Annotated in this window: 20 protein-coding genes and 1 pseudogene; 9 read left to right on the plus strand and 12 right to left on the minus strand. The window is 60.7% G+C overall.

Annotated features, from left to right (window positions below; genetic code table 11):
- Positions 1-77: 77 nt before the first annotated feature.
- On the minus strand, positions 78-2135 hold the full coding sequence (gene tkt, locus MF6394_RS18985; protein ID WP_047711070.1) for a transketolase: 2058 nt from the start codon (positions 2133-2135) through the stop codon (positions 78-80).
- Positions 2136-2310: 175 nt separating this feature from the next.
- On the opposite strand from tkt, the gene MF6394_RS18990 reads away from it, so the two are divergent.
- Entirely contained in the window at positions 2311-2535 is a 225-nt protein-coding gene (locus MF6394_RS18990; RefSeq protein ID WP_003191862.1) for a DUF465 domain-containing protein, read from the plus strand.
- 756 nt (positions 2536-3291) lie between these two features.
- Here MF6394_RS18990 and hglS read toward each other — a convergent pair.
- Entirely contained in the window at positions 3292-4668 is a 1377-nt protein-coding gene (hglS, locus tag MF6394_RS19000) for a 2-oxoadipate dioxygenase/decarboxylase HglS (protein WP_047711069.1), read from the minus strand.
- 198 nt (positions 4669-4866) lie between these two features.
- Here hglS and MF6394_RS19005 point away from each other — a divergent pair, with 198 nt between their 5' ends.
- Positions 4867-7503 (plus strand): MGH1-like glycoside hydrolase domain-containing protein, encoded by a 2637-nt coding sequence (locus MF6394_RS19005; protein ID WP_078467283.1) that lies wholly within the window; start codon positions 4867-4869, stop codon positions 7501-7503.
- 191 nt (positions 7504-7694) lie between these two features.
- Here the strand turns inward: MF6394_RS19005 and MF6394_RS19010 are convergent, their stop codons facing one another.
- Together MF6394_RS19010 and MF6394_RS19015 are read right to left on the minus strand one after the other, a co-directional pair.
- Complete coding sequence (locus tag MF6394_RS19010) at positions 7695-8009, minus strand: SCP2 sterol-binding domain-containing protein (protein ID WP_078467284.1); 315 nt, start codon at positions 8007-8009, stop codon at positions 7695-7697.
- A 56-nt stretch (positions 8010-8065) separates the two neighbouring features.
- Positions 8066-8776, minus strand: a complete 711-nt coding sequence (locus MF6394_RS19015) for a histidine phosphatase family protein (protein WP_047711066.1) — start codon at positions 8774-8776, stop codon at positions 8066-8068.
- Between MF6394_RS19015 and MF6394_RS33915 the strand changes: the two genes are divergently transcribed.
- Positions 8750-8962 (plus strand): hypothetical protein, encoded by a 213-nt coding sequence (locus MF6394_RS33915; protein ID WP_138183563.1) that lies wholly within the window; start codon positions 8750-8752, stop codon positions 8960-8962. The genes MF6394_RS19015 and MF6394_RS33915 overlap by 27 nt on opposite strands.
- Before the next feature lie 8 nt (positions 8963-8970).
- Positions 8971-9996 (plus strand): protease SohB, encoded by a 1026-nt coding sequence (sohB, locus tag MF6394_RS19020; protein ID WP_032896860.1) that lies wholly within the window; start codon positions 8971-8973, stop codon positions 9994-9996.
- A gap of 133 nt (positions 9997-10129) precedes the next feature.
- Here sohB and dhaL read toward each other — a convergent pair whose 3' ends face one another.
- The 7 genes from dhaL to MF6394_RS19055 all read right to left on the minus strand — a co-directional run bounded on the left by dhaL (position 10130) and on the right by MF6394_RS19055 (position 17491).
- A complete protein-coding gene (gene dhaL, locus MF6394_RS19025; RefSeq protein ID WP_044274324.1) occupies positions 10130-10774 on the minus strand; it encodes a dihydroxyacetone kinase subunit DhaL in 645 nt (214 codons plus the stop codon).
- Positions 10775-10777: 3 nt separating this feature from the next.
- On the minus strand, positions 10778-11779 hold the full coding sequence (locus MF6394_RS19030; protein WP_078467285.1) for a dihydroxyacetone kinase subunit DhaK: 1002 nt from the start codon (positions 11777-11779) through the stop codon (positions 10778-10780).
- A 157-nt stretch (positions 11780-11936) separates the two neighbouring features.
- Complete coding sequence (locus MF6394_RS19035; protein WP_032876099.1) at positions 11937-13052, minus strand: MDR/zinc-dependent alcohol dehydrogenase-like family protein; 1116 nt, start codon at positions 13050-13052, stop codon at positions 11937-11939.
- Between the two features lie 27 nt (positions 13053-13079).
- The gene (locus MF6394_RS19040; protein WP_047711062.1) at positions 13080-13835 is read right to left on the minus strand and encodes an SDR family oxidoreductase; all 756 of its coding nucleotides are present in this window, start codon (positions 13833-13835) and stop codon (positions 13080-13082) included.
- A gap of 152 nt (positions 13836-13987) precedes the next feature.
- Positions 13988-14995, minus strand: a complete 1008-nt coding sequence (locus MF6394_RS19045; RefSeq protein ID WP_047711061.1) for a substrate-binding domain-containing protein — start codon at positions 14993-14995, stop codon at positions 13988-13990.
- A 34-nt stretch (positions 14996-15029) separates the two neighbouring features.
- Positions 15030-16007 carry an ABC transporter permease gene (locus tag MF6394_RS19050; protein ID WP_003191840.1) on the minus strand — a complete coding sequence of 326 codons (978 nt, stop codon included), beginning with the start codon at positions 16005-16007 and terminating at the stop codon, positions 15030-15032.
- A complete protein-coding gene (locus MF6394_RS19055) occupies positions 16004-17491 on the minus strand; it encodes a sugar ABC transporter ATP-binding protein (RefSeq protein ID WP_044274314.1) in 1488 nt (495 codons plus the stop codon). Before MF6394_RS19055 ends, MF6394_RS19050 begins: the two co-directional genes overlap by 4 nt.
- A 262-nt stretch (positions 17492-17753) precedes the next feature.
- Between MF6394_RS19055 and rpiB the strand changes: the two genes are divergently transcribed.
- The 3 genes from rpiB to MF6394_RS19070 all read left to right on the plus strand — a co-directional run bounded on the left by rpiB (position 17754) and on the right by MF6394_RS19070 (position 21228).
- Positions 17754-18215, plus strand: coding sequence for a ribose 5-phosphate isomerase B (rpiB, locus tag MF6394_RS19060; RefSeq protein ID WP_044274312.1), 462 nt, complete (start codon positions 17754-17756; stop codon positions 18213-18215).
- A gap of 63 nt (positions 18216-18278) precedes the next feature.
- On the plus strand, positions 18279-19259 hold the full coding sequence (locus MF6394_RS19065; protein WP_005788844.1) for a sugar-binding transcriptional regulator: 981 nt from the start codon (positions 18279-18281) through the stop codon (positions 19257-19259).
- Positions 19260-19665: 406 nt separating this feature from the next.
- Entirely contained in the window at positions 19666-21228 is a 1563-nt protein-coding gene (locus tag MF6394_RS19070) for a TerC family protein (RefSeq protein WP_078467286.1), read from the plus strand.
- Between the two features lie 43 nt (positions 21229-21271).
- Here MF6394_RS19070 and MF6394_RS19075 read toward each other — a convergent pair.
- Positions 21272-21550: pseudogene (locus MF6394_RS19075) on the minus strand (thioredoxin family protein); the annotation flags it as partial.
- Positions 21551-21880: 330 nt separating this feature from the next.
- Here MF6394_RS19075 and MF6394_RS19080 point away from each other — a divergent pair.
- Together MF6394_RS19080 and MF6394_RS19085 are read left to right on the plus strand one after the other, a co-directional pair.
- Positions 21881-22729 carry a transporter substrate-binding domain-containing protein gene (locus MF6394_RS19080; RefSeq protein WP_047711059.1) on the plus strand — a complete coding sequence of 283 codons (849 nt, stop codon included), beginning with the start codon at positions 21881-21883 and terminating at the stop codon, positions 22727-22729.
- Positions 22730-22781: 52 nt separating this feature from the next.
- Positions 22782-23444: an amino acid ABC transporter permease gene (locus MF6394_RS19085; RefSeq protein WP_003191828.1), complete on the plus strand. Its 663-nt coding sequence runs from the start codon at positions 22782-22784 to the stop codon at positions 23442-23444.
- Positions 23445-23455 lie beyond the last annotated feature (11 nt).

A 23455-nucleotide genomic window follows, 5' to 3' on the forward strand; every position in this document is an offset into this window, starting at 1 on the left:
GCGGCAGGTCAGTCAACATCAATGTGTGCTGGGCCGACGTCTTCGCGAGCAAGCCCGCTCCCACATTAAGCCCAGTGTTAGTCAGTGAGGTTGTGCTGGATCTGCTCTTTGGCCAGCTTCACCACATTCTCCAGGGTAAACCCGAACTTCTCCTGCAACTTGGCCAGCGGGGCCGAGGCGCCGAAGCTGTTCATCACCACTTTGGCGCCGGTCTGCCCGACGTAGCGGTCCCATCCCAAGGGCCCCGCTTGCTCCACCACTACGCGGGCTTTCACCGCCGGTGGCAGGACGCTGTCACGGTAGGCTTGCTCCTGGTCTTCAAACAACTCCCAACTGGGCATCGACACCACCCGAGCGCCAATGCCTTGCTCTTTGAGCTGCTCATACGCGGCCACCGCCAGGCTGACTTCGCTGCCGGTGGCGATCAGGATGACTTCAGGTTGATCTGCACCGGCCAACACATAGGCACCTTTGGCCGCACCGGAGGCGGCGGCATAGTGGTTGCGGTCGAGGGTCGGCAGTGCCTGGCGCGATAACACCATACAGCTGGGCCGATGGGTTTGTGCCAGTGCCACCTTCCACAGTTCCAGGGTTTCATTGGCATCGCCTGGGCGCAGGGTCAACAGCCCCGGGGTGGCGCGCAATTGGGTCAGGTGTTCGATAGGTTGGTGTGTCGGCCCATCTTCGCCGACGCCGATGGAGTCATGGGTAAACACGAAGATCACCGGCAACTCCATGATCGCCGCCAGGCGGATCGGCGGTTTCATGTAGTCGCTGAACACCAGGAAGGTCGAGGTGTACGGGCGTAGGTAGGACAGCGCCATGCCATTGGCAATCGCGCCCATGGCGTGTTCGCGGATACCGAAGTGCAGGTTGCGCCCGCTGTAGTCATCGGCGCTGAAACGCCCGGCACCGTCGAAGGTGAGGTTGGTCTTGGTCGAGGGCGACAGGTCTGCCGAACCGCCCAGCAGCCAGGGGATCTGTTGGGCGAAGGCATTCAATACCTCGCCGCCCGAGGCACGGCTGGCGACGCCTTTGGCATCGGCGGCAAAGTCTGGCAGGTGCGCTTGCCATTGTTCGGGCATTTCCCCGGCGCGCATGCGTTGCAGTTCATCGGCTCGTTGCGGGTCGAGGGCGGCCAGAGTCTGGTTCCATTCGGCAAACAGCGGTTCGGCACGTTCGTAAAGAGCATCGCGCAGCAGTGTGCGGGCCTCTTCGGGCACCAGAAAACTTGAATCCTGCGGCCAGCCATAGGCGGCCTTGGTCAGGCGAATCTCGTCCTCGCCCAGTGGCTCGCCATGGGCCGCAGCGGTGTTGTGTTTGTGCGGTGAGCCGTAGCCGATCACGCTGTCCACCACGATCAAGGTGGGGGCACCAGTATTGGCCTTGAAGGTTTCCAGCGCCACGCTCAACGCCTGCAAGTCATTGGCATCGGTGACGTGTACGGTGTGCCAGCCATAGGCCCGGAAGCGTTGGATCACGTCTTCACTGAACGCCAGCTCAGTGTGGCCCTCGATGCTGATGGTGTTGTTGTCGTAGATCCAGCACAGGTTATCGAGCTTCAAATGCCCGGCCAGGGACGCGGCTTCGCTGCTGATGCCTTCCATCATGTCGCCGTCACCGCACAGGGTGTAGACGTCGTAGTCAAACAGCACCTGGCCGTCGCGGTTGAAGCGCTCAGCCAGCCAGCGCTCGGCCATGGCCATGCCCACGCTGTTGGCGCAGCCCTGGCCCAACGGGCCCGTGGTGGTTTCCACGCCGGTGGTCATGCGGTACTCGGGATGGCCAGGGGTCTTGGAGCCGATCTGCCGGAACTGCTTGATATCGTCCAGGCTGACAGCCGGCTGGCCCGAGCGCTGGCCATGGGCATCGATCTCCACCACACCGGCCAGGTGCAACAGCGAATACAGCAGCATCGAGGCATGCCCCACCGACAATACAAAACGGTCACGGTTGGGCCAGTCGGGATGCTCGGGGTGATAACGCAGGAAGCGACTCCACAACGTATAACCCACCGGCGCCAGGCCCATGGGCGTGCCCGGATGGCCCGAGTTGGCCTTCTGCACGGCATCCATGGCCAGGGTGCGCAGGGTGTTGATGCATTGGGTGTCGGCAGCAGTGGCAACGTGATTCATAAAACCGTTCTCCCTGGGGTGGCGATCTACAGTTGAGGGCAGGGTGGGGCAAAGGTTTGATCCCATCGCATGCGCCGCGACGAACGGGATGCGATTGATCTCAAACATGACAAGACCGGTTGGAATGGGCTAGCTTCAAGGGCGTAGACCATCGATCAATCTGTGGAGGTACGCCATGCCAGTGAAACACGACCTGTATCAGGACTTGGGGTTGAGCAAGGAAGTTGTTCACGAACGCAGGGCGCAGGACAAACGGTTGGATTCGTTGCTCACCCAATATGATGCTGCCGACGGGGAGGTGCTGGCGGCGGAAAAAGCCAGTGCCAGCGATGAGGAGGTGGAAAAGCTGAAGAAGAAACGGCTATTGGTCAAAGACGAAATTGTGGGGCGGCTGGGTTGAGCAATCCCTCGCCACACATTTGGAATGTGCACATTTGTTCAGAATTGTTTGGAGGACAAGTGCCGTTTCACTCCTTATGATGCGCCCCGTCCACTCGGCTCTGGGGCTTGTTGCGGCGCAAGGATTGCGTTGTTGAGCCGGGTGGGCATCCTCAGAATTCATGCAACACAGGGCTGAATCGGTCGGGATGGAAATGCTGCCTGTGGGAGCTGGCTTGCCTGCGATGGCGGCCTCCCAGCCGACGCCTATCCACCTGACACCCCGGCAGTCCAAATGTGGGAGCTGGCTTGCCTGCGATAGCGGCCTGTCAGCCAACACCTATCTACCTGACACTCAGAGATCAAACTGTGGGAGCGGGCTTGCTCGCGAAGGCGGCCTTGCAGGCAACACAGTTGGATGGTGTACATATCCATTGCTACGGTAACGGCCACTTAGGGTTCCGCCCTGACGGCGGCTCACTTTTGAACAGCGCAAAAGTAAGCAAAACGCTCTTGCCCCACCACTCGGCACCTCGCTTAGGCTCGGTGTGCCCGTAATCCGCCAGTGATTTGGGGGGCCGCCGCCACGCGCCATCCATGGCGCGGGGCGGCTAAACCGGCATCCCTGCCGGTTTACCCCCCAAATCCCTGTCGAATTCCGGCCAGCGTGGTTTAACGGGGCGCCTGAGATCAAGATCACAAGCAGATCAAGAGCCAGATCAAGAGCGACTCGCTTCGCATCGTGGTTACCATTAAGGCCGTGGCGCCTGGCGTTCAGTCATTTCAACAGCGTTTCAACGCATATATCCATAGAGCGCTGCTGCGTCTGCTGATACAACTGCAACTCATCAATCGTCCTGCGTCCCAGCGCCTGTTCGAAGGCCGCTCGGTTGGAGTTGCCCGCGTAGTGACTCTGCGCCCCATCCCCCAGGTTTGACTGGAAAATTCCCGCCGCACTGACCGGCAGAAAATCCTCGTACACCAGCGGTTCCACCGCCACATGGCCGGCGTTGACCAGCCCCTCCAATGTGCGGGGCTGGTCGGCATGGCTGCGTGCTGCCAGGCCTTTATCGGTGACGAAGTAGCGAAAATACGCCAAGCCCTGTTCGCGCATGTGCGGGTAGTTATCGGGGAAGGCGTGAAAGTGCTGCTCCATCAAGTGCACATAGCGTTCGGCGTTGGCTTCATTGGGGAAGGTGCCGAGTTCGTCGCGGGCGGCGTTCAGCAGTTGGTCGTACAGGGCGCGGCCTTTGGGCGTGAGCGCGACGCCGCGTTGTTCGATTTCGCCGAAGCGCGCGCTGTGGCTGCCGTGGGCGTCGGTGAAGGCGATGGGTTCGTCCAGGGCCTTGAAGCTGGTCTGGCGCAGCAGGATCGGGCACTGGCGCCGGGGTGGGCCTTCGATCACGGCTTTGGGGGTGATGCCTTTGCCGGGCATGGCGGCCTGCACCTGGTCGATGTCCAGGGTGCGTGGGGTGAGGTGGTTGATGTGCGGGCCCTTGAAGGCGACGACATCGGCGATCAGGCGGTGCTGGTCGCTGAGTTGCTGGTACTGGGCACCGGTGACCGTGGCAGTGTGGTGCCAGCGGAACGTCTCCAGGGCCTGGCGGATAAAAGCCTCGGCGTCGCTGGCATTCAAGCCGCCTTGGGTTTCTGCTTGTTCGATCAAGGCCAAGGCCTCGGCGGTAAAGATCGAGCGCTTAGCCAGGGCGCTTTCGGCGAAGGCGCGCAGGTCGGGGTTTTCGATCAGTTCCAGGCGCAGCAATGAGGTGAACACGCGAAACGGGCTGGTTTGCAGCGCGTGTTCATGTACGGCGCGAAAGGCGGTGGAGTGCACGGGCACGCCGGCGGGGGTGAGGTCGTAGTAGCCCACCGGTTGCATGCCCATCACCGCGAATAAACGGCTGATGGTTGCCAGTTCCGCAGCGGTGCCCAGGCGGATGGCGCCGTGGCGTTCCATGTCCAGGCGCTGGATTTCGCCGGTACGTTGCAGGTGGTGCGCCAGGGCCGGTTCGCTGTCGAGCACGCGGGCATTGGTCTCGGCCACCAACTCCAGCAGCGCGCCATACAAGGGCACTTCATCTCGATACATGTCGGACATGGCCTTTGAAAAGCCCTTGCGGATCTCATCGGGGCTGACATGGGCGGTGGCGTGCATAGAAAAATTCCTGATGACTGGAGCGATGAACGTGGCCTTTGCCTGATTTTGTTGAGCCGCCGGCTGGCTTGCAAACGAAGATTCCTCTGGACTTCATTCTGCAAATGAATGAGTTGACCCTGCGTCCAAGTCTTCATGTGCAAGCGGGCGTCATTGCGCTCTACACTGCGCCTCACTGTGTAGGTGAAGGAGGACCCGATGACGGCCAAACCCGCAACCAACCTGCTGGGCACCATTGAAGGCCAGCGCCTGGCAACGCAACACGCCGAGCGGTGGCGCGAGTGGGGCCCGTACTTGAGTGAACGCCAATGGGGCACGGTGCGCGAAGACTACAGCGCCGACGGCGACGCCTGGGCCTACTTCCCCCATGAGCACGCACGCAGCCGCGCCTATCGCTGGGGCGAGGACGGCTTGGCCGGTTTCAGTGACAAGGCACAACGCTGGTGCCTGGGCCTGGCGCTGTGGAACGAGCGCGATGCAATCCTCAAGGAGCGCCTGTTCGGCCTCAACAACGCCGAAGGCAACCACGGTGAAGACGTCAAGGAACTGTACTTTTTCGTCGATGGCGTGCCGAGCCATGCCTATATGCGCATGCTCTACAAATACCCCCATGCGGCCTTTCCGTACGCCGACCTGATCGCCGAAAACGCCCGTCGCGGGCTGACGGACGCCGAGTATGAAATCCTCGATACCGGTGTGTTTGCAGACAACCACTACTGCGACATCAGCGTCGAATATGCCAAGCATCAGCCCGACGATATCTTCATGCGCGTCACCGTGCATAACCGTTCGGACCAACCCACACGCCTGCAGGTACTGCCCCAGCTCTGGGCGCGCAATGACTGGAGCTGGACGCTCGATGCACCCAAGCCCAGCTTGACGCTGGACGGTGAGCGAGTGCTGGCTCGTCATCATGAACTCGATGATCGCCACCTCAGCGCCTGGGGCCAGGAGGGGGGGCAATGGCTGTTCTGTGAAAACCAGACCAACCGACCCAAACTGGACGGGCAACCGGCGCCGGGGCCGTTCAAGGATGGGATCAACGATTACGTGGTGGGCGGGGTTGAGTCGGCCATTCGCCGGGACGCGGGCACCAAAGTGGCCGCGCATTTCACCCTTGAACTGGCGGGCCAGGAAAGCAAAACCCTTTACCTGCGCTTTGCGCCTGTGGACGCGCCCGATGTCAATGCGCGCAAGCTGTTCGAACAGCGCCGCCAGGAGGCCGATGACTTCTACGCGGTCTTGCAACAGGGCCTTACCGATGACGATGCGCGCAATGTGCAACGCCAGGCCCTGGCAGGCCTGCTGTGGTCCAAGCAGTTGTACTATTTTGACGTGAACCAGTGGCTCGACGGTGACCCGGCCCAGCCGGCGCCACCGCCCGAGCGCTTGCACATCCGCAATACCCATTGGCGGCACCTGTCCAACTTCGACATCCTCTCCATGCCCGACACTTGGGAGTACCCGTGGTACGCCTCCTGGGATCAAGGTTTCCAGGCAGTGGCCATCGCGCTGATCGATCCTGGTTACGCCAAGCAACAGCTGTTGTTGCTGGTAAAGGACCGCTTCATGCACCCCAACGGCCAATTGCCGGCCTATGAATGGCGCTTTGACGACGCCAACCCGCCCGTGCATGCCTGGGCCAGCTGGCGCGTGTATCAGCAGGACAAGGCACTGACCGGCGTGGGTGACATGGATTTTCTGGAGCGGATCTTTCACAAACTGTTGTTGAATTTCTCCTGGTGGGTCAACCGCAAGGACGCCGAGGGCCGCAACCTGTTCCAGGGCGGTTTCCTGGGCCTGGACAACATCGCCTTGTTCGACCGTTCGGCCACGTTGCCGCCGGGCTACCAGTTGGACCAGGCCGACGGCACCGCCTGGGTGGCGGCCTATGCCCTGGACCTGATGCGCATCGGCCTGGAACTGGCCAAGCGTAATGGGGTGTATGTGGATATTGCTGTGAAGTTTTTCGAGCACTTTCTCTACATCGCAGGCGCCATCAACCGCGTCGATGACAGCGCCGAAGGCTTGTGGGATGAGCAGGACCAGTTTTTCTACGACGTGCTGCACCGCCCTGATGGCCAGAGCGAACCGGTGCGCCTGCGCTCCATCGTCGGGTTAATGCCGCTGTTCGCGGTGCTGGTGCTGGAACAGCGCGAGCACGAAGGCCTGGAAGGCTTGCGCGAGCGCCTGCTGGGTTTTATGCATCATCGGCCAGACCTGGCCAGGCTGGTTTCGCGCTGGACCGAGCCGGGGCAGGGCAACCGCCTGTTGCTGGCGCTGCTGCGCGGTGAACGCACCAAGGATTTGCTGCGGCGCATGTTGGATGATCAGGAGTTCTTGTCGGCCTTTGGCGTGCGCGCCCTGTCCAAGGCCTTCGCTGAGCAGCCCCTGGCGCTGAAGATGAATGGCGACACCCTGTGTGCCAGTTACCAACCCGGTGAATCCGACTCACGCTTGTACGGCGGCAACTCCAATTGGCGCGGGCCGCTGTGGATGCCGGTGAACTACATGTTGATTGAATCGTTGCGCGAGTTTCATCGCTATTACGCGGAGCATTTTTCCGTGGAGTACCCGACGGGCAGTGGGTATCTGGCGTCACTGGAGGAGGTGGCTGACAGCCTCAGCGAGCGGCTGACGCGGTTGTTTCTCAGGGATGAAAACGGGGTGCGGCCGTCGATGGCGGGGTATGCGCAGTTGCAGGAGGACCCGGCCAGTCGTGACCTGGTGTTGTTCCATGAGTATTTTCATGGGGAGACAGGGCGAGGGTTGGGGGCTTCACACCAGACCGGCTGGAGTGCATTGGTGGCGTTACTGTTGCAACCAAAACCCTGAGCACCCCTGCGGATTTGCTTTTCTGTGGGAGCTGGCTTGCCTGCGATACAGGCGCCGCGGTGTGTCCGGAAAAGGGAGTAGATGCCATCGCAGGCAAGCCAGCTCCCACAGAGGGCTTTATTCACTGCGAGAATGCAGGCAAAAAAATCCCGCCTGGTGAGGCGGGATCAGCATTCAGGGTTGCCCTTGAATCAGGAAGGGAACAGCTCGCTCAGCTTCATCGCCAGCATCATGTCGCCTTCGGTGCGCAGCTTGCCGCCCATGAACGCTTGCATGCCGTCGGTGGAACCGTCGACGATGCCTTCCAGGGTTTCGCTGTCCATCACCAGGGTGACCTGAGCGTCAGGGTTTTCACCTTCTTTAAGCTCGCAGGTCTGGTCCTTGACCACCAGCGAGAAATTCTTGGTGTCGTCGATACGGAAACCGAATACCAGGTCCAAGCCTACGGCAGCGCTTGGGTTGAATTTGGCTTTCATTGCTTCTACTGCTTTAGCTACGTCAGTCATGGTTTCGATCCTTAAGGGTAGAGTCCAGTGACCTTGGGGTCACGGTTGGCCGCAGTTCATCGGAAAGTGATGAGCTGCGGCGCCTTCAACAGTTGCAAGTGGGCATGACTGTTGAAGGAAGCCAGTGCCACCTCGCGACCACGGAACTTCAGGTGGTTGAGCGAGGTGTTAACAATTTGCCAGTTCATGTCGAAGGCCTGGGCGGCAGGCATTCGGGTAATCAGGTGGAGCAGGGCGGTGATGGTGCCGCCGGAGGTGAATACGGCGATTTTGTCGGTGTGGTTCGCGGCTTCAAGGATGCGCTGCAAGCCACCCTGGACCCGCTCGACAAACCCCAGCCAGCTTTCAAGCCCCGGTGGATCATAGGTGCCGGCCAGCCAGCGTTCGATGATGAGGGCGAAAATGCGCTGGAACTCGCTGCGGTTCTGCGGGCCATTGCGCAGGATGTGCACGGCATCCGGTTCACTGCCGAGCAGGTCGGGCAACAGGCCGCGAATAATCGCTTCGCCGTCGAACTCGTTGAACGCGCTGTCTGTTTCCAATGCTGGCACCGGCAAGCCCAGGGCGCGGTACTGATCGAACGTGGCGCTGGCGGTGTGCTGCTGGCGACGCAGGTCGCCGGCGATGCAGCGGTCAAAGGCAATGCCCAGGTCTGCCAGGTGGCGACCGAGCACTTGCGCTTGTTCCACGCCAACGGGCGAGAGGACGTCATAGTCGTCTGCACCGAAGGAGGCCTGGCCATGTCGAATCAGATAAATGCTGCCCACGTCCGTTTTCCCGGTACGTTGAAAGTCTGGCGAGGTTATGAGGATGCCTGCGAGCTGTCAATGAAAAAACATACGCTTGTTTTAAAAGCGCGTTGGAGCCCGCCTGCTGGCGGTTTGATCACTGGCTCCTTCGCGGTGGCGTCGGTATGCTGGGGCCATCCGCGCCTGGCGCAGTGCTTTTTTTAAGGAGACATATGGATTTTCTGGCCGAATACGCGAGCTTTCTGGCGAAGACCGTCACCCTGGTGGTCGCTATTCTGGTGGTACTGATCAGCTTTGCAGCACTGCGCAGCAAAGGTCGTCGTAAATCCGCCGGCCAATTGCAGGTCAGCAAGCTGAATGATTTTTACAAGGGCTTGCGCGAGCGCCTGGAGTCGAGCCTGCTCGACAAAGACCAGCTCAAGGCCCTGCGCAAGTCCGAAAGTAAAGCCGAAAAGAAGAAAGACAAGAAGAAGCCCGAGGCCAAGCCACGGGTATTCGTGCTGGATTTCGACGGCGACATCAAGGCCTCGGCCACCGAAAGCCTGCGCCATGAAATCACCGCACTGCTGAGCCTGGCCACGCCCAAGGACGAAGTGGTGCTGCGCCTGGAAAGCGGCGGCGGCATGGTGCACAGCTATGGCCTGGCCTCTTCGCAACTGGCGCGTATTCGCCAGGCCGGCGTGCCATTGACGGTGTGCATCGACAAAGTGGCGGCCAGCGGCGGCTACATGATGGCGTGCATCGGCGAGAAGATCATCAGCGCACCGTTCGCCATTCTCGGCTCCATTGGCGTGGTGGCGCAGTTGCCCAACGTCAATCGCCTGCTGAAAAAGCACGACATCGACTTTGAAGTGCTGACGGCCGGTGAATACAAGCGCACGCTCACCGTGTTCGGCGAAAACACCGAGAAGGGCCGGGAGAAGTTCCAGGAAGACCTGGACATTACCCACCAGTTGTTCAAGAACTTCGTTTCGCGTTACCGCCCACAGTTGGCGATTGACGAGGTGGCGACCGGTGAAGTGTGGCTGGGCGTCGCCGCCCTCGACAAGCAACTGGTCGATGAGCTGCAAACCAGCGACGAATACCTGGCGACCAAGGCAAAAACTGCCGAAGTGTTCCACCTGCACTATGCCGAGCGTAAGAGCCTGCAAGAGCGCGTTGGCCTGGCGGCCAGCGGTTCGGTGGACCGGGTGCTGTTGACTTGGTGGAGCCGCTTGACCCAGCAGCGGTTCTGGTAAGCCAGTACTGAAAACCAGGTAATCCCTTGTGGGAGCGGGCTTGCTCGCGAATGCGGTATATCAGTCAATAGATTTGCTGGCTGACACTCCGCATTCGCGAGCAAGCCCGCTCCCACATTGGTTTTCGGCCATGTCAGGTCAAACGGGGTTTAATCGAGTCCGCCAACTGCGTAAGGATCAGGCAGCACGACACCGCCCCCGCATCCAGCACCCCCAGCGAACGCTCACCCAAACGACTGGCCCGGCCAATCTTGGCCACCAGGTCCTTCGTCGAATCCCGCCCCTGAGAAGCAGCGCTTTTCATCGCTTCGAGCGCATCGTTGAACGACGCTCCCGACGCCTGCGCCCGTTCAAAAGCCTCCACCGCCGGGATCAACGTATCCATCAAGCACTTGTCGCCCACGCCCGCTTCGGTGATGTCCTGCAACGAGGTCAAGCCGCCGCGCAGCAGGTGAGCAAAGGTGGCGGCGTCGATGTCTTCACGGCCGCGCACTTCGTCGGCCATGCCGATAAACAGGCTGCCATACAACGGCCCCATGGAGCCGCCGATGCCTTCCATCAGGCTCAGGGTCAGTTCGTCCAGGGCTTCGGCCAGGGTCAGTTGGCGGCCTTGGATCGTGCGGCCGCAATGGGCAAAGCCCTTGGCCATGTTGATGCCATGGTCGCCGTCGCCTATGGCGCCGTCGACTTCGCTGAGGTACTCACGGTTGGCCACGATCACGCTGACCAGGTCGGCGACAATGGCGCTACCGTCATGGGTGGAAAAATGCTGGCTCATGGATCACTCCGCCTGGGTCATGCCGATGGAGCGGCAGGGTTGGTCGATCAGAGTTTTCAGCTCGGCGTCGAGGCCGAGCAGGGTCAAGGTCACGCCCATCATTTCCAGGGACGTGAAGTAGTTGCCCACGTAGCAACGGTGAATCTTCAAGCCTTTGGCCTTGAGCTGTTTTTCCACCTCGGCGTAGAAAATATACAACTCCATCACCGGCGTGGCGCCAAGGCCAGAAACCAACACCACCACGCTGTCGTCCTGGCTGAAATCGCGGTCAGCGAGGATCGGCGCCAGCATGCGCTCGGCCATGGCGGCGGCCGGTTCAATCGGGACGACTTCAATGCCCGGTTCGCCATGATGGCCGATACCCAGTTCCATCTGGCCGTCGGGAATCTGGAAGTTGGGCTTGCCCACCGCGGCGATGGTGCACGGTGTAAGGCCGATACCAATCGAGCGGCAGTGGTCGACGGTTTTCTGTGCCACCCGAATCACGCCGTCCAGGTCGTAATGCTGGGCAGCGGCGGCACCGCCGATCTTCCACATGAAGATCTCCCCGGCCACGCCGCGACGCTTGGCGATGTCGGCCTTGGGCGCGGACGCCACGTCGTCGTTGGCGACCACCGTACGGATGCGCATGTCTTTGCTGGCGGCCATTTTCATCGCCAGCTTCACGTTCATGTTGTCGCCCGCGTAGTTGCCATACAGGCAGGCAACGCCTGCACCATGGTCGGCAGCGCGGAAGGCGTCGAAAAAGCTTTTGGCGGTGGGCGAGGAAAAAATCTCGCCGACGGCCACCGCATCCACCAGGCCTGGGCCTACATAACCGAGAAACGCCGGCTCATGCCCGGAGCCGCCGCCGGTGACAATGCCGACGCGGCCTTGGGCGGATGGCCTGGCCTTGACGATGACCCGTGGGTTGGTTTCGTACTGACGCAGTTCAGGGTGCGCGACCAGGATGCCGCGCAGCATGTCTTCGACCACTTGGTCGGGATCGTTGATGACTCGATTCATAACGCGGGTTCCTGTGTTCTTGTTCTAAGGGGCGGCACTATTCCCCTGTGGGAGCTGGCTTGCCTGCGATGGCGGTGTGTCAGTTGGCGCATTTTTATCTGGTGCACCGTCATCGCAGGCAAGCCAGCTCCCACAGGGTTGTGTGTTGTCGCTGCAATCAGGGTTCGAGCACAACCTTCAGCGATTTATCGCCGCGCTCCATCACCGCAAACGCTTCCTTGAAATCCGCCAGCGCAAACTTGTGGGTCACCACATCGCGCATGTCGATTTTGCGGTTGCCGATAAAGTCGATGGCCCTGGGGTACATATACGGCCCCAGGTGCGAGCCGAGAATATCCAGCTCCTTGCGGTCGCCGATGATCGACCAATCCACCGTAGCCTCGTCATTGAACACGCTGAACTCCACAAAGCGCCCCAGCTTGCGCAGCATCGCCAGGCCCTGGTTCACCGCCTTGTGGTGCCCGGTCGCTTCGATATAGATGTCGCAGCCGTAGCCATCGGTGATCTCACGGATTTTCGCCAGCACATCCACCTCGGCCGGGTTCCACACTTCGTCGGCGCCCATCCGCAGGGCGAGGGCGGCGCGTTCGGGTTTCATGTCCAGCACGATGAGCTTTTTGGGGTTGCGCAACCGCACCGCACCGATGATGCCTAGGCCCAGGGTGCCGGCGCCGGCAACCACCACGATGTCGTCATGGTCGACGTTGGCGCGCTCCGCTGCGTGCAGCGAGCAGGCCAAGGGTTCGATCAGGATCGCTTCATCGGGGGCGATGGATTCCGGCACTTTGTGGATGATGCCTTCCTTGGTGAAGATCATGTATTGGGCCATGGCGCCCTGCACATTGTTCTGGAAGCCATACAGGTCGTGCTTCTGGCACATCCAGTACTGGCCGTGGTTACAGAAGCGGCAGCCCCAGCACGGCACGATCTGCTCGGAGATCACCCGGTCACCCACGGCCACGCCACGCTTCTCGGCGCCTGGGCCAAGGGCGACCACGCGGCACACGAACTCATGGCCGGGGATCATCGGTGGTTTCACGTAGCGCGGTTGCTCGGCATCGCCCCAGAACGACGGCGCGCCGCGATAGGTCTTGATATCGCCCATGCAAATGCCGCACAGCTCGACCTTGGTGAGGATCTCGTCGGGGCCGGGGGTGGGCACGTCGACGGTTTCCAGGCGGTAGTCTTCCGGGCCGTGGCAGACCACGGCCTGCATGGTTTTCGGGATGCTTGGGGCGAGTTGTTCAGGTGTGCGTTCGGTGACGGTGGACATGACAAAACCTCACGACATAACGATGAATTACTGAATGCTGTAGCCGCCGTCGATCACCATGTTGGCACCGGTGATCATCTGCGCGGCATCGCTGAGCAGGTACAGCGCCAGCCCGGCGATTTCTTCCGGCTGGGCAAAGCGCCCCGCCGGGATCTGCAATTTGGCCCGTTCACCCACCTCGCCGGCCCAGGCTTTTTTGCCCAGGGCGGTTTCGACGATGGTGGGGGAGATGGCGTTGACGTTCACCTGCGGCGCCCACTCCATGGCCAACACTTTGGTCATGCCGACGATCGCGGCTTTGCTGGCGCAGTAGGCGACGTGACGGTCCAGGCCAATCACGGCGGCCTGGGACGCCAGGTTGACGATGCGCCCGCTGCCTTGGGCGAGCATATGTCTGGCACAGGCCTGGGCCACGAAGAAACTGGCCTTGAGGTTGATGTCCAGGGTGGTGTCCCAGGCGCTTTCGCTGACCTCGATGGCCTTGTCCAGCAGCACTACACCGGCACTGTTGATCAGGTAATCCAGGCGTTGGAAATTCGCGAATACACGGTCGATGGTGGGTTGTATCTGGCCGACCTGGCCGAGGTCGACGGCAATGCCCAGGTGCCCGGCACCCAGGCTAGCGGCCACCTCGACCACGGCCGGGTCGCGGTCGAGCAGCGCCACCCGGGCGCCGCGTTCCGCCAGCAAGGTGGCGCAGGCCAGGCCGATGCCGGCGGCGCCACCAGTGATCACCGCGCAACGACCGCTGAGGTCGAAGGCTTGGTTCCAGAAACCAGACATGAATGACTCCATTTCGAAAATGGTGAAAATCCACTGTGGGAGCGGGCTTGCTCGCGAATGCGGTGGATCAGTTGACGAATGTGCTGCCTGGCACACCGCATTCGCGAGCAAGCCCGCTCCCACATGTGTGATGCATCAATAGGTCGAAACCGTTACTTACCGCCGCTGACTTGCTTGTACAGCGCATCCGCATTGGCATTGGTCACCGGCACCCAGGGCAGGATGTAGTTCTTGGCCGTGCCGTCGGCCCATTTCACATCCTTGGCATAGCGCTCCCAAATCACCGATTGCGGCTTGTAGTCCTTGCCGGCCAGGGCGCGCAGTGCCACGTCCAGCGCGCCTTGGGACTGGGCCTGGGCGTCCTGCAGGAAGGTGGTGACTTCGTCCTTTTTCGCCGCCTGGATCGCATCCGGCATGCCGTCGATGGAGGTGACGGGCACGTCCTTGGACGTAAGGCCATGGGACTTGAGGGCCTGTACGGCGCCCAGGGCCATGTCGTCGTTCTGAGCGATCACACCGTTGATGCCTTTGGGGTGGGCGTTGAGCCAGTCTTCGGTGAGGGTCATGGCCTGGGCGCGGTCCCAGTTGGCGGTTTTCTTTTCGATGATTTTGATGTCCGGGTGTTTGCCCAGCACTTCCAGCTCGCCTTTTTCCCGGTCGATCTGGGCTGACTGGCCAATCGGGCCCTGGATGATCACCACGTTGCCCTTGCCATTGAGTTTGTCGACCATGGCCTGGGCCTGCAGGCGGCCACCTTCCACGTCGTCGTTACCCACATACGGCACGCTGGCATCGGCTACTTTCGTATTGGAGGCGATGACCACCACGTCGTTGTTCATGGCGGCCTTGACGGTGCCGACGCCGGCCTTGGTATCAATCGGCACGAAGAGAATCGCGTCGTAGCGTTGGGTCACCATGTTTTCGATCTGGTTGTTCTGGGTCAGGGCGTCGTAGTTGCCGTCGAACACGGTCAATTGCACGGTGCCATCCTTGACCGCCGGGTGTTCCTTGAGCTCGCGGACCCAGTTCTGCATGAACTGGCCCTTGAGGCCGTAGACGGCCGCGCCGATCTTGTAGGTCTTGCCATCGGCGGCCAGGGCGATACTGCTCGCGAGCAGGGAGAGGGCCGCCGCGGCGGCCAGGGTGGTACCCAGTTTCATAAGTAGAACTCCGGTTATTGTTATGGGTCGTTCTTCAGCGTTTCTTCTTGCGCCACACGTCGATCAGGACTGCGAACACGATGATCAGGCCCTTGGCGACCTGCTGGTAATAGGAGGACACGCCGAGCAGGTTCAGGCCGTTGTTGATCACGCCGATCAACAGTGCCCCGAACAAGGTGCCGACAATGCTGCCGGTACCGCCCGACAGGCTGGTGCCGCCGATCACCACTGCGGCAATCGCGTCCAGCTCATAGGAAACCCCGGCCTGGGGCAGGGCAGAGGTGGTGCGTGCCGACAGCACCACGCCGGCCAACCCGGCGAGCAGGCCCGAGACCACGTACACCGAGAACATCACTTTGCGCACGCCAATGCCGGAGGTGCGCGCGCTTTTTTCATTGCCGCCCACCGCGTACACATAACGGCCATAGGTTGTGTAGCGCAGCACCATCCAGAAAATCAGCGCGACCACGGCGAAGATGATGATCGGCACGCCCACCGGGCCGACCTTGCCGATGCCCAGGGCCAGGTAGGTGTCGGGCAGGTCGGTGATCGGGCTGCCGTCGTTGAGGATAAAGGTCATGCCCCGGGCGATGCTGAGCATGCCGAGGGTGGCCACAAACGGCGGGATCGACAGGTTGGCGATCATAAAACCATTGACCACGCCGAGCATCGCGCCGGCAAACATCCCCGCGCTGACCGCCGCCAACAGGCCGTAACCCTGGGTGGCGACCATGGCGCTGCACAACCCGGCGAACGCCAGGATCGACCCCACCGACAGGTCGATGCCCTTGGTCAGGATCACGTAGGTCATGCCCACGGCGAGAATGCCGTTGATGGAGGTCTGGCGCAGGATGTCCATCCAGTTGCGCCAGGTCATGAAGTATTCACTGGAAAACGCCATCACCACGCACAGCAGGATAAACACCAGCGGCAGGCCGAAGCGGTCGAGGGACAGGCGCAGGCGATTGCGCGGCGCGGCGGTAACGGGGGCGACGATGGTTTTGGCATTCATGAGGCAAGACTCAACAAGGCTTCCTGGGAAAGGGCGGTGTCGGTGCTGACGGTGACCAGCCGGCCGCCTTTGAAGACGGCGATGCGATCGCTCAAGTGCAGCAGCTCCGGGGCTTCCGACGACACCACGATGGCTGCGCCGCCAGCGCGCACGAACTGGTCGAGCAGGTGGTAGATCTCCTGTTTGGCGCCTTCGTCGATGCCGCGGGTGGGCTCATCGCAGAGCAGGCACACCGGCTCGGTGGACAGGCATTTGGCGAGCACCACCTTTTGCTGGTTGCCGCCGCTCATGGACGCCACCGGTAGCTCCAGGGAGCTGGTCTTGATTTGCAGGCGCTTGACCATGTCTTCGGCCAGTTGCGCTTCCTTGCGTGCGTTGATCAGCGACCAACTCGACAGGCGCTTATAGGCCGACAGTGCAATGTTGGACAGGATGCTGCCGGTCAGCACCAGGCCGCTGTCCTTGCGGTCTTCGGTGACCAGCGACATGCCGGCGTCGATGGTTGCCTTGGGCTGGCCGATGGGCATGGGTTTGCCTTGCAAGGTAACGCTGCCTGAATCCGCCACGGTCAGGCCGTAGATGCAATTGAGGAATTCACTGCGCCCGGAACCCATCAGCCCATAAATGCCGAGGATCTCGCCACGGCGCAGTTGCAGGCTGATGTCGTGGAACTCGCCGTTGCGGCTCAGGTTATCGACTTGCAGGCAGGTGCTGGCCGCACATTCGCGGCCGACCTTGTGGTCGATGCGCGTCAGTTCCTGGCCGACAATGCCGCGCACCAGGTGGTCGCGGTCGATATCGGCCATGCGCCCGCTTTCCACAAAGGCGCCATCGCGGAAGATGCTGTAGTCATCGGCGATCTGCGCCAGTTCGCTCAGTCGATGGGACACGTACACGATGCCGGCACCGCGCGCGGTAAGGCGGCGAATGGCCTTGAACAGGGTTTCGGCCTCGCGCTCGCCGATGGCCGAGGTGGGCTCGTCCATGATCATCACCTGGCAGTCATGGCTGAACGCCTTGGCGATTTCCACCAATTGCATCTGCGCCACGCTCAGGCGGTGCATGGGGCTGGTGGCGTCGACGTCGAACTCCAGGCTTTCGAGCAGTTCGCGGGTGCGGCGGTTGAGGGCCTTGCTGTCGACGATGCAACCGGCGCGGCGCGGTTCGCGGCCCAGCCAGATGTTTTCGGCGACGGTCATGTAGGGGATGGGTTCGAGCTCCTGGGTGATCATCGCGATCCCCGCCGCCAAGGCTTCACTTGGGCGATTGAACTGCACCGGTGCGCCGTTGAGCAGGATGCTGCCAGCGTCACGCTGGGTGATGCCCATCAGGATGCTCAGGAACGTCGACTTGCCAGCACCGTTGCCGCCGCACAGGGCGTGGACGCTACCGGCGCGCAGGGCAAGGCGCCCGTCACGCAGGGCGGGCACCCCGGCATAAGCCTTGGCGACATGTTCAGCCTGGAGCAGTAATGGCGTGGCCATCGGCGTGTCCTCGTGCTGTGAATTCTTATTAGGTCGCACAGTCATGTTTCGCTGTGATCATATGTGTATCAAATGAAATTCTGATCAGTCAATCTCTTTCACTTAAAAGGTGTGATTCTCATCTGCGAGCCGTTGATTGCCGTTATATAGGGCTTTGACTGGCGGGTCAGCTAAATCTCGCTTGACATGAAGGGGTGAATGCTTGCGAAATGCGTGAGAGTTATTTCACTAAGTGATCATTTGATCAGTGGAGCCAAGCGCTATGAACACACCTTTCCCGGTGGCTATCGGATGTGATGAAGCGGGTTTTGAGCTCAAAGAGCTGTTGAAGCGCCATATCGAGGGGTTGGGATACCCGGTGACCGACTTCGGTACGCATTCCATGGCGCCGGTGCTGTACCCAGACATCGCCCTGGCCGTGGCCACGGCCATCAATGCCGGGCAACAGCGCCTCGGTGTGCTGGTGTGCGGCACCGGGATTGGGATGGCCATCTCGGCCAATAAGGTGCTGGGCATTCGTGCGGCCCAGGCCCATGACACCTATTCGGCGGAGCGCGCGCGCAAGAGCAACGATGCGCAAATCCTCTCCATCGGTGCGCGGGTCATCGGCGCGGAGTTGGCCAAAAGTATCGTCAGTGCGTTTTTGGCCTCGGAGTTCGAAGCGGCGCGGTCCGGGGCCAAGGTCGAGCGCATCAATGCGATCGAGCGTGATGGGCATCAGTAGTGGACGGCGCAGGGCAAGAGTCGGGAGAATGCGCCTTTGACGCCGAAACGGAAGCCCGTCCCCATGAGTGACAGTACCCAGCGCATGGCCAGTGATATCGATCAAATGACCGAAGTGGCGATGCTCTATTACCTTGAGAACGTCACTCAGGAGGCCATTGCCAAGCGCTTTGACCTGTCGCGGGCCAAAGTCAGCCGCCTGCTCAAGCGTGCGCGCGATGAAGGGATTGTCGAGGTGCGCGTGTTGCAGCATCCGGCGATGAACAACGAGCTGGAGCGGGCGTTGGTAGAGCGCTTCAAGCTTGACCGCGCCTTGATCGCCGTCGACCACAGCGACCCCGACACCCAGCGCTCGGCGGTCGCCAGCCTGGTGGCCAACTACCTCAACAAGACCCTGGGCGACGGCATGATCGTGGCCGTGGGCATGGGCCGTAACGTCGGCGCGGTGGCCGACAACGTGTTTCTGCCGGTGACCCGCAACTGCACCTTCGTGTGCGCCATCGGCGGTTCGCTCAAGGCTGGCGAATACATGAACCCTGACCACATCTGCCGACGCCTGGCCCTGCGCTTTGGTGGCGAGAGTGAAAGCCTCTACGCCCCGGCGCTGGTGGCCAACCCGGAACTGCGCGGAGTGCTGATCAACAACGATACGGTGCGTTCGACCCTTGACCGCGCCCGGCGTGCCGATATTGCCCTGATCGGCATCGGCGACATGAGCGAGAACAGCAACATGGTGCGCATGGGCTGGTTCTCGCCCCAGGAAATCGCCCAGGCGCGTTTGTCTGGCACCGTGGGCGACATGATGGGCTATGACTTTATCGACATTCATGGCCAGCCGGCGGTCAACGCCATTCAAGGGCGCGTGATTGGGTTGACGGTGCAGGAGCTGTTTCGCATCCCGGATGTGGTGGCGATTGCCAGTGAGAACACCAAGGCGGCGGCGACTTTGGGGGCGTTGCGCTCGGGAGTGATCAATACGCTGGCGACCACCGTCACCAATGCCCACACCATCTTGGCGCTGGATGATGCTACTCGTAAATCCTGACTCAACAGAGATCAGAATGTGGGAGGGGGTTGTGTGGGAGCGGGCTTGCTCGCGAAAGCGAAGTGTCAGTCACTGAATCTTTGACTGGGCCACCGCATTCGCGAGCAAGCCCGCTCCCACACAAGCCCGCTCCACAGGAGTTTTATTTCGGCCTGAAATACAGGTTTTGTAATAGTTTTGCGCTGTGGGAAATTTGTATTTCGAATGTAGGATTCAAGTCCTTTTGTCATCTCAGGACTTGCATGAACACCCTCTCGGAGCCTCCCAGTCGTCTTTCCCCAAGACCACCGCTGTCGCTGTTCCCGCTCAAACACCCCGTATTCCGTCAACTAACCTTGTCCCGGTCTTCTGACCGCACTTTGCCGTGCCTGGCGTTCTGAACCCTTTAAAGACAGAGAATTTATAAATGGAATGGTTAGCGGATCCCACGGCCTGGCTTGGCCTTGCGACTTTGATTGTGCTGGAACTGGTGCTGGGTATCGACAACCTGGTGTTTATCGCGATCCTGGCGGACAAGTTGCCACCGGAGCAGCGTGACCGTGCGCGGTTGATCGGCTTGTCCCTGGCGTTGTTGATGCGCCTGGGCCTGTTGGCGAGTATTTCCTGGCTGGTGACCCTGACCCAGCCGCTGTTCGAGGTGTTCGACAAGAGCTTCTCCGGCCGTGACCTGATCATGCTGTTCGGCGGTATATTCCTGCTGTTCAAGGCCACCATGGAGTTGCATGAACGCCTTGAAGGCCATGTGGCGCAGCACAAGGGCAACGTGGCTTACGCAATGTTCTGGCCGATCGTCGCGCAGATCGTGGTGCTGGATGCGGTGTTCTCCCTCGACGCGGTGATTACCGCCGTGGGCATGGTCGACGAGCTGGCGGTGATGATGATCGCGGTGATCGTGTCCATCGGCCTGATGATCGTGGCGAGCAAGCCGCTGACCCGTTTCGTCAATGCGCACCCGACCGTGATCATGCTGTGCCTGGGCTTCTTGATGATGATCGGTTTCGCCCTGACCGCCGAAGGCCTGGGCTTCCATATTCCCAAGGGCTACCTGTACGCGGCCATTGGTTTCTCGATTTTGATCGAGGTGTTCAACCAGATCGCCCGCGCCCGTCGCAAGAAATCGGCCCAGGGTGTGTTGCCAGTGCGTGAGCGTACCGCCCATGCGGTGATGCGCTTGTTGGGTGGCCGTAGCCTGGCGGTGGAAGAGGTGGATGAAGAAGTGGCTGACCTGTTGGGCGAGCCGGATGCTGCCCAGGGCCCGCTGTTTGACCGACGTGAACGGGTGATGATCAGCGGCGTGCTGCAACTGGCCGAGCGGCCGATTCGCACCCTGATGACCCCAAGGGCCAAGGTTGACTGCATCGACCTGGCGGACGACCCCGAGACAATCCGTCTGAAACTGATGCATTCGTCCTACTCGCGTCTGCCGTTGATCCGTAACGGTGCAGTGGATGAGCCCCTGGGTTTTGTGCACAAGAAGGAACTGCTCAAGGAGTACCTGGCCGGCAACGAGCCGAACCTGGAACACCTGGCGCGTCGGGCGATCAACCTGCTGGACAGTTTTTCGATCCTCAACGCCCTGGAGCAGATGCGCCAGGAGTCCACCCACATCGCCTTCGTGATCAACGAATTCGGCGACTTCATGGGCGTGTTGAGCATGACGGACATTCTGGAATCCATCGCCGGTGAATTGCCCGATGCCAGCGAAATCGAAGGGCCGGACATTGTCGAGGAGGGCGCGGGCTTTCGTGCCAATGGGGCCTTGAACCTTAATCAGGTGAGTCGACGCACCGGCTTCAAGGCCGTGGCGACGGACGATTATCAGACCCTGGCCGGGCTGGTGATGAGTCTATTGGATCGTTTGCCGGTTGTGGGCGATAGCCTGGAGCACGAGGGGTGGCGCTTGACGGTGGCAGCGGTGGAAGAGCGGAGGGTGACGCAGGTCTGTTTGTCGCCGCTAACGGCGCCTTGATCTGAAGGCGAGCGAACCGCTTGAACGCGTCTTCAAGCGCTTGCTCGCCGAGTCCGGGAACGGCTTCTTTTAATTGTTGATCCTTATAGATCAGCAACATTGGAATACGGTCCACGCGTGGATGACGCGGGGTTTCGACACAGTCGAGGATCATCACCTTGACCTGGCCCTCGTAGCGCTGGCTTATCCGCATGAAACGTGGCATTGCGTCAGTGCATGCCGCGCAATCATGGGAAATGAACACAACGAATACCGGTTGCTCCGTATCGAGTTCGCGGTCAAATTCCGCTTTATTTGCGATGACCGCATTGACGTAGTTCATCGGGCGTCTCCTTGTCACTCCTTGGCTCAAGCTAAGTTGGAAAATCGTCCAGGTCTACTGTCAGCCTTCACAGGTCCTTCTTCGTGCGCTAGGCACCTGTAGCATCATTCAGGTGCGCCCAGTAACATCATTGTGGGGCGCTGCGTAGCAAAGCCATCCACTGACGGCGCAATGCCGTTTACCGCTTCAATCCCTATCACGCTGATCCATAAAGCATTTTTTACTCCCATAGGTTTCTTCCGACGCCTGTGGCACACTTTCTGCTGTCTATTCCGTTGTTACATACTAGGTTCCGGTATAGCGGAATAAACAATCCCTGGAGTACTTGTCATGCATCACCGACCTTCCGTATTCAAAACGTGTGTTTTTCTCGTCGCTGCATCGGCTTCCCTCGCCAGCGTGGCGCAGGCGGCGGACAGCAAGCTTGATGATGTGCTCAAGCGCGGGCACTTGATCGTGGGTACAGGCAGTACCAATGCGCCGTGGCACTTCCAGGGAGCGGATGGCAAGTTGCAGGGATTTGATATCGACATCGGCCGCATCGTGGCCAAAGGCTTATTCAATGACCCGAGCAAGGTGGAGTTTGTGGTGCAGTCGTCTGATGCACGTATTCCCAACCTGCTCACCGACAAGGTCGACATGAGCTGCCAGTTCATCACCGTTACCGCCAGCCGTGCGCAGCAAGTGGCCTTTACCCTGCCGTACTACCGCGAAGGCGTCGGCCTGCTGCTGCCCAACAACAGCAAGTACAAGGAAATCGAAGATCTCCAAGCCGCAGGCGATGACGTTACCGTGGCCGTGCTGCAGAACGTGTATGCCGAAGAGCTGGTGCATCAGGCACTGCCCAAGGCCAAGGTCGATCAGTACGACAGCGTTGACCTGATGTACCAGGCCGTGAACTCAGGCCGCGCCGATGCCGCCGCCACCGACCAATCCTCGGTCAAGTACCTGATGGTGCAGAACCCCGGTCGTTATCGCAGCCCCACTTATGCCTGGAGCCCGCAAACCTACGCCTGCGCGGTCAAGCGCGGCGACCAGGACTGGCTGAACTTCGTCAATACCGCGCTGCACGAAGCCATGACCGGTGTGGAATTTCCCACCTACAAAGCCTCGTTCAAGCAGTGGTTCGGCGTGGACCTGCCAGAACCGGCGATTGGTTTTCCCGTGGAATTCAAGTGACCCGCAACAACAGGGGCGTGCCTGAACACGCCCCATACAGGTACTGCTGACCATGAACTATCAGTTGAACTTTGCCGCCGTCTGGCGTGATTTCGACACCTTACTGGCGGGGCTCGGCCTGGGCCTGCAGTTGGCGTTGCTGTCGATCGCCATCGGCTGCGTGATCGGCCTGTTGATGGCGTTTGCCATGCTCTCCAGGCACCGCGCGTTGCGTATTTTTGCCTCGGTGTATGTGACGGTGGTGCGCAATACCCCGATCCTGGTGTTGATCCTGTTGATCTACTTTGCCTTGCCCTCCCTGGGTATTCGCCTGGATAAGATCCCCTCGTTCATCATCACCCTGTCGCTGTATGCCGGTGCCTACCTCACCGAAGTGTTCCGCGCAGGCCTGGTGAATATTCCCAAGGGCTTGCGTGAAGCCGGCCTGGCCATCGGGCTGGGCGAGTGGCGGATCCGCGCTTACATCACCGTGCCGGTGATGCTGCGCAACGTGTTGCCGGCACTCTCGAACAACTTCATCTCGCTGTTCAAAGACACCTCCCTGGCCGCTGCGATCGCGGTGCCGGAGCTGACCTATTACGCCCGCAAGATCAACGTCGAAAGCTACCGGGTGATTGAAACCTGGCTGGTCACGACCGCGCTCTACGTGGCTGCCTGTTACCTGATTGCCATGCTGCTCCGTTACCTGGAACAGCGTTTGGCTATCCGTCGCTGAGGAAGGGTCCC

The sequence above is a fragment of the Pseudomonas sp. MF6394 genome, assembly GCF_002018845.1.
Classification (GTDB): domain Bacteria; phylum Pseudomonadota; class Gammaproteobacteria; order Pseudomonadales; family Pseudomonadaceae; genus Aquipseudomonas; species Aquipseudomonas lactis.

Excerpts from the sequence above, each read along its gene's own strand:
- MF6394_RS19055 (WP_044274314.1), bottom strand. The coding sequence starts at position 17,491 with ATGGCCACGCCATTACTGCTCCAGGCTGAACATGTCGCCAAGGCTTAT.
- MF6394_RS19030 (WP_078467285.1), bottom strand. The coding sequence starts at position 11,779 with ATGAATCGAGTCATCAACGATCCCGACCAAGTGGTCGAAGACATGCTG.
- dhaL (WP_044274324.1), bottom strand. The coding sequence starts at position 10,774 with ATGAGCCAGCATTTTTCCACCCATGACGGTAGCGCCATTGTCGCCGAC.
- MF6394_RS18990 (WP_003191862.1), top strand. The coding sequence starts at position 2,311 with ATGCCAGTGAAACACGACCTGTATCAGGACTTGGGGTTGAGCAAGGAA.
- MF6394_RS19065 (WP_005788844.1), top strand. The coding sequence starts at position 18,279 with ATGAGTGACAGTACCCAGCGCATGGCCAGTGATATCGATCAAATGACC.
- rpiB (WP_044274312.1), top strand. The coding sequence starts at position 17,754 with ATGAACACACCTTTCCCGGTGGCTATCGGATGTGATGAAGCGGGTTTT.
- tkt (WP_047711070.1), bottom strand. The coding sequence starts at position 2,135 with ATGAATCACGTTGCCACTGCTGCCGACACCCAATGCATCAACACCCTG.
- sohB (WP_032896860.1), top strand. The coding sequence starts at position 8,971 with ATGGATTTTCTGGCCGAATACGCGAGCTTTCTGGCGAAGACCGTCACC.
- MF6394_RS19010 (WP_078467284.1), bottom strand. The coding sequence starts at position 8,009 with ATGACTGACGTAGCTAAAGCAGTAGAAGCAATGAAAGCCAAATTCAAC.
- MF6394_RS19035 (WP_032876099.1), bottom strand. The coding sequence starts at position 13,052 with ATGTCCACCGTCACCGAACGCACACCTGAACAACTCGCCCCAAGCATC.
- MF6394_RS19040 (WP_047711062.1), bottom strand. The coding sequence starts at position 13,835 with ATGTCTGGTTTCTGGAACCAAGCCTTCGACCTCAGCGGTCGTTGCGCG.
- MF6394_RS33915 (WP_138183563.1), top strand. The coding sequence starts at position 8,750 with ATGTCGAATCAGATAAATGCTGCCCACGTCCGTTTTCCCGGTACGTTG.
- MF6394_RS19070 (WP_078467286.1), top strand. The coding sequence starts at position 19,666 with ATGGAATGGTTAGCGGATCCCACGGCCTGGCTTGGCCTTGCGACTTTG.
- MF6394_RS19085 (WP_003191828.1), top strand. The coding sequence starts at position 22,782 with ATGAACTATCAGTTGAACTTTGCCGCCGTCTGGCGTGATTTCGACACC.
- MF6394_RS19080 (WP_047711059.1), top strand. The coding sequence starts at position 21,881 with ATGCATCACCGACCTTCCGTATTCAAAACGTGTGTTTTTCTCGTCGCT.
- hglS (WP_047711069.1), bottom strand. The coding sequence starts at position 4,668 with ATGCACGCCACCGCCCATGTCAGCCCCGATGAGATCCGCAAGGGCTTT.
- MF6394_RS19050 (WP_003191840.1), bottom strand. The coding sequence starts at position 16,007 with ATGAATGCCAAAACCATCGTCGCCCCCGTTACCGCCGCGCCGCGCAAT.
- MF6394_RS19005 (WP_078467283.1), top strand. The coding sequence starts at position 4,867 with ATGACGGCCAAACCCGCAACCAACCTGCTGGGCACCATTGAAGGCCAG.
- MF6394_RS19045 (WP_047711061.1), bottom strand. The coding sequence starts at position 14,995 with ATGAAACTGGGTACCACCCTGGCCGCCGCGGCGGCCCTCTCCCTGCTC.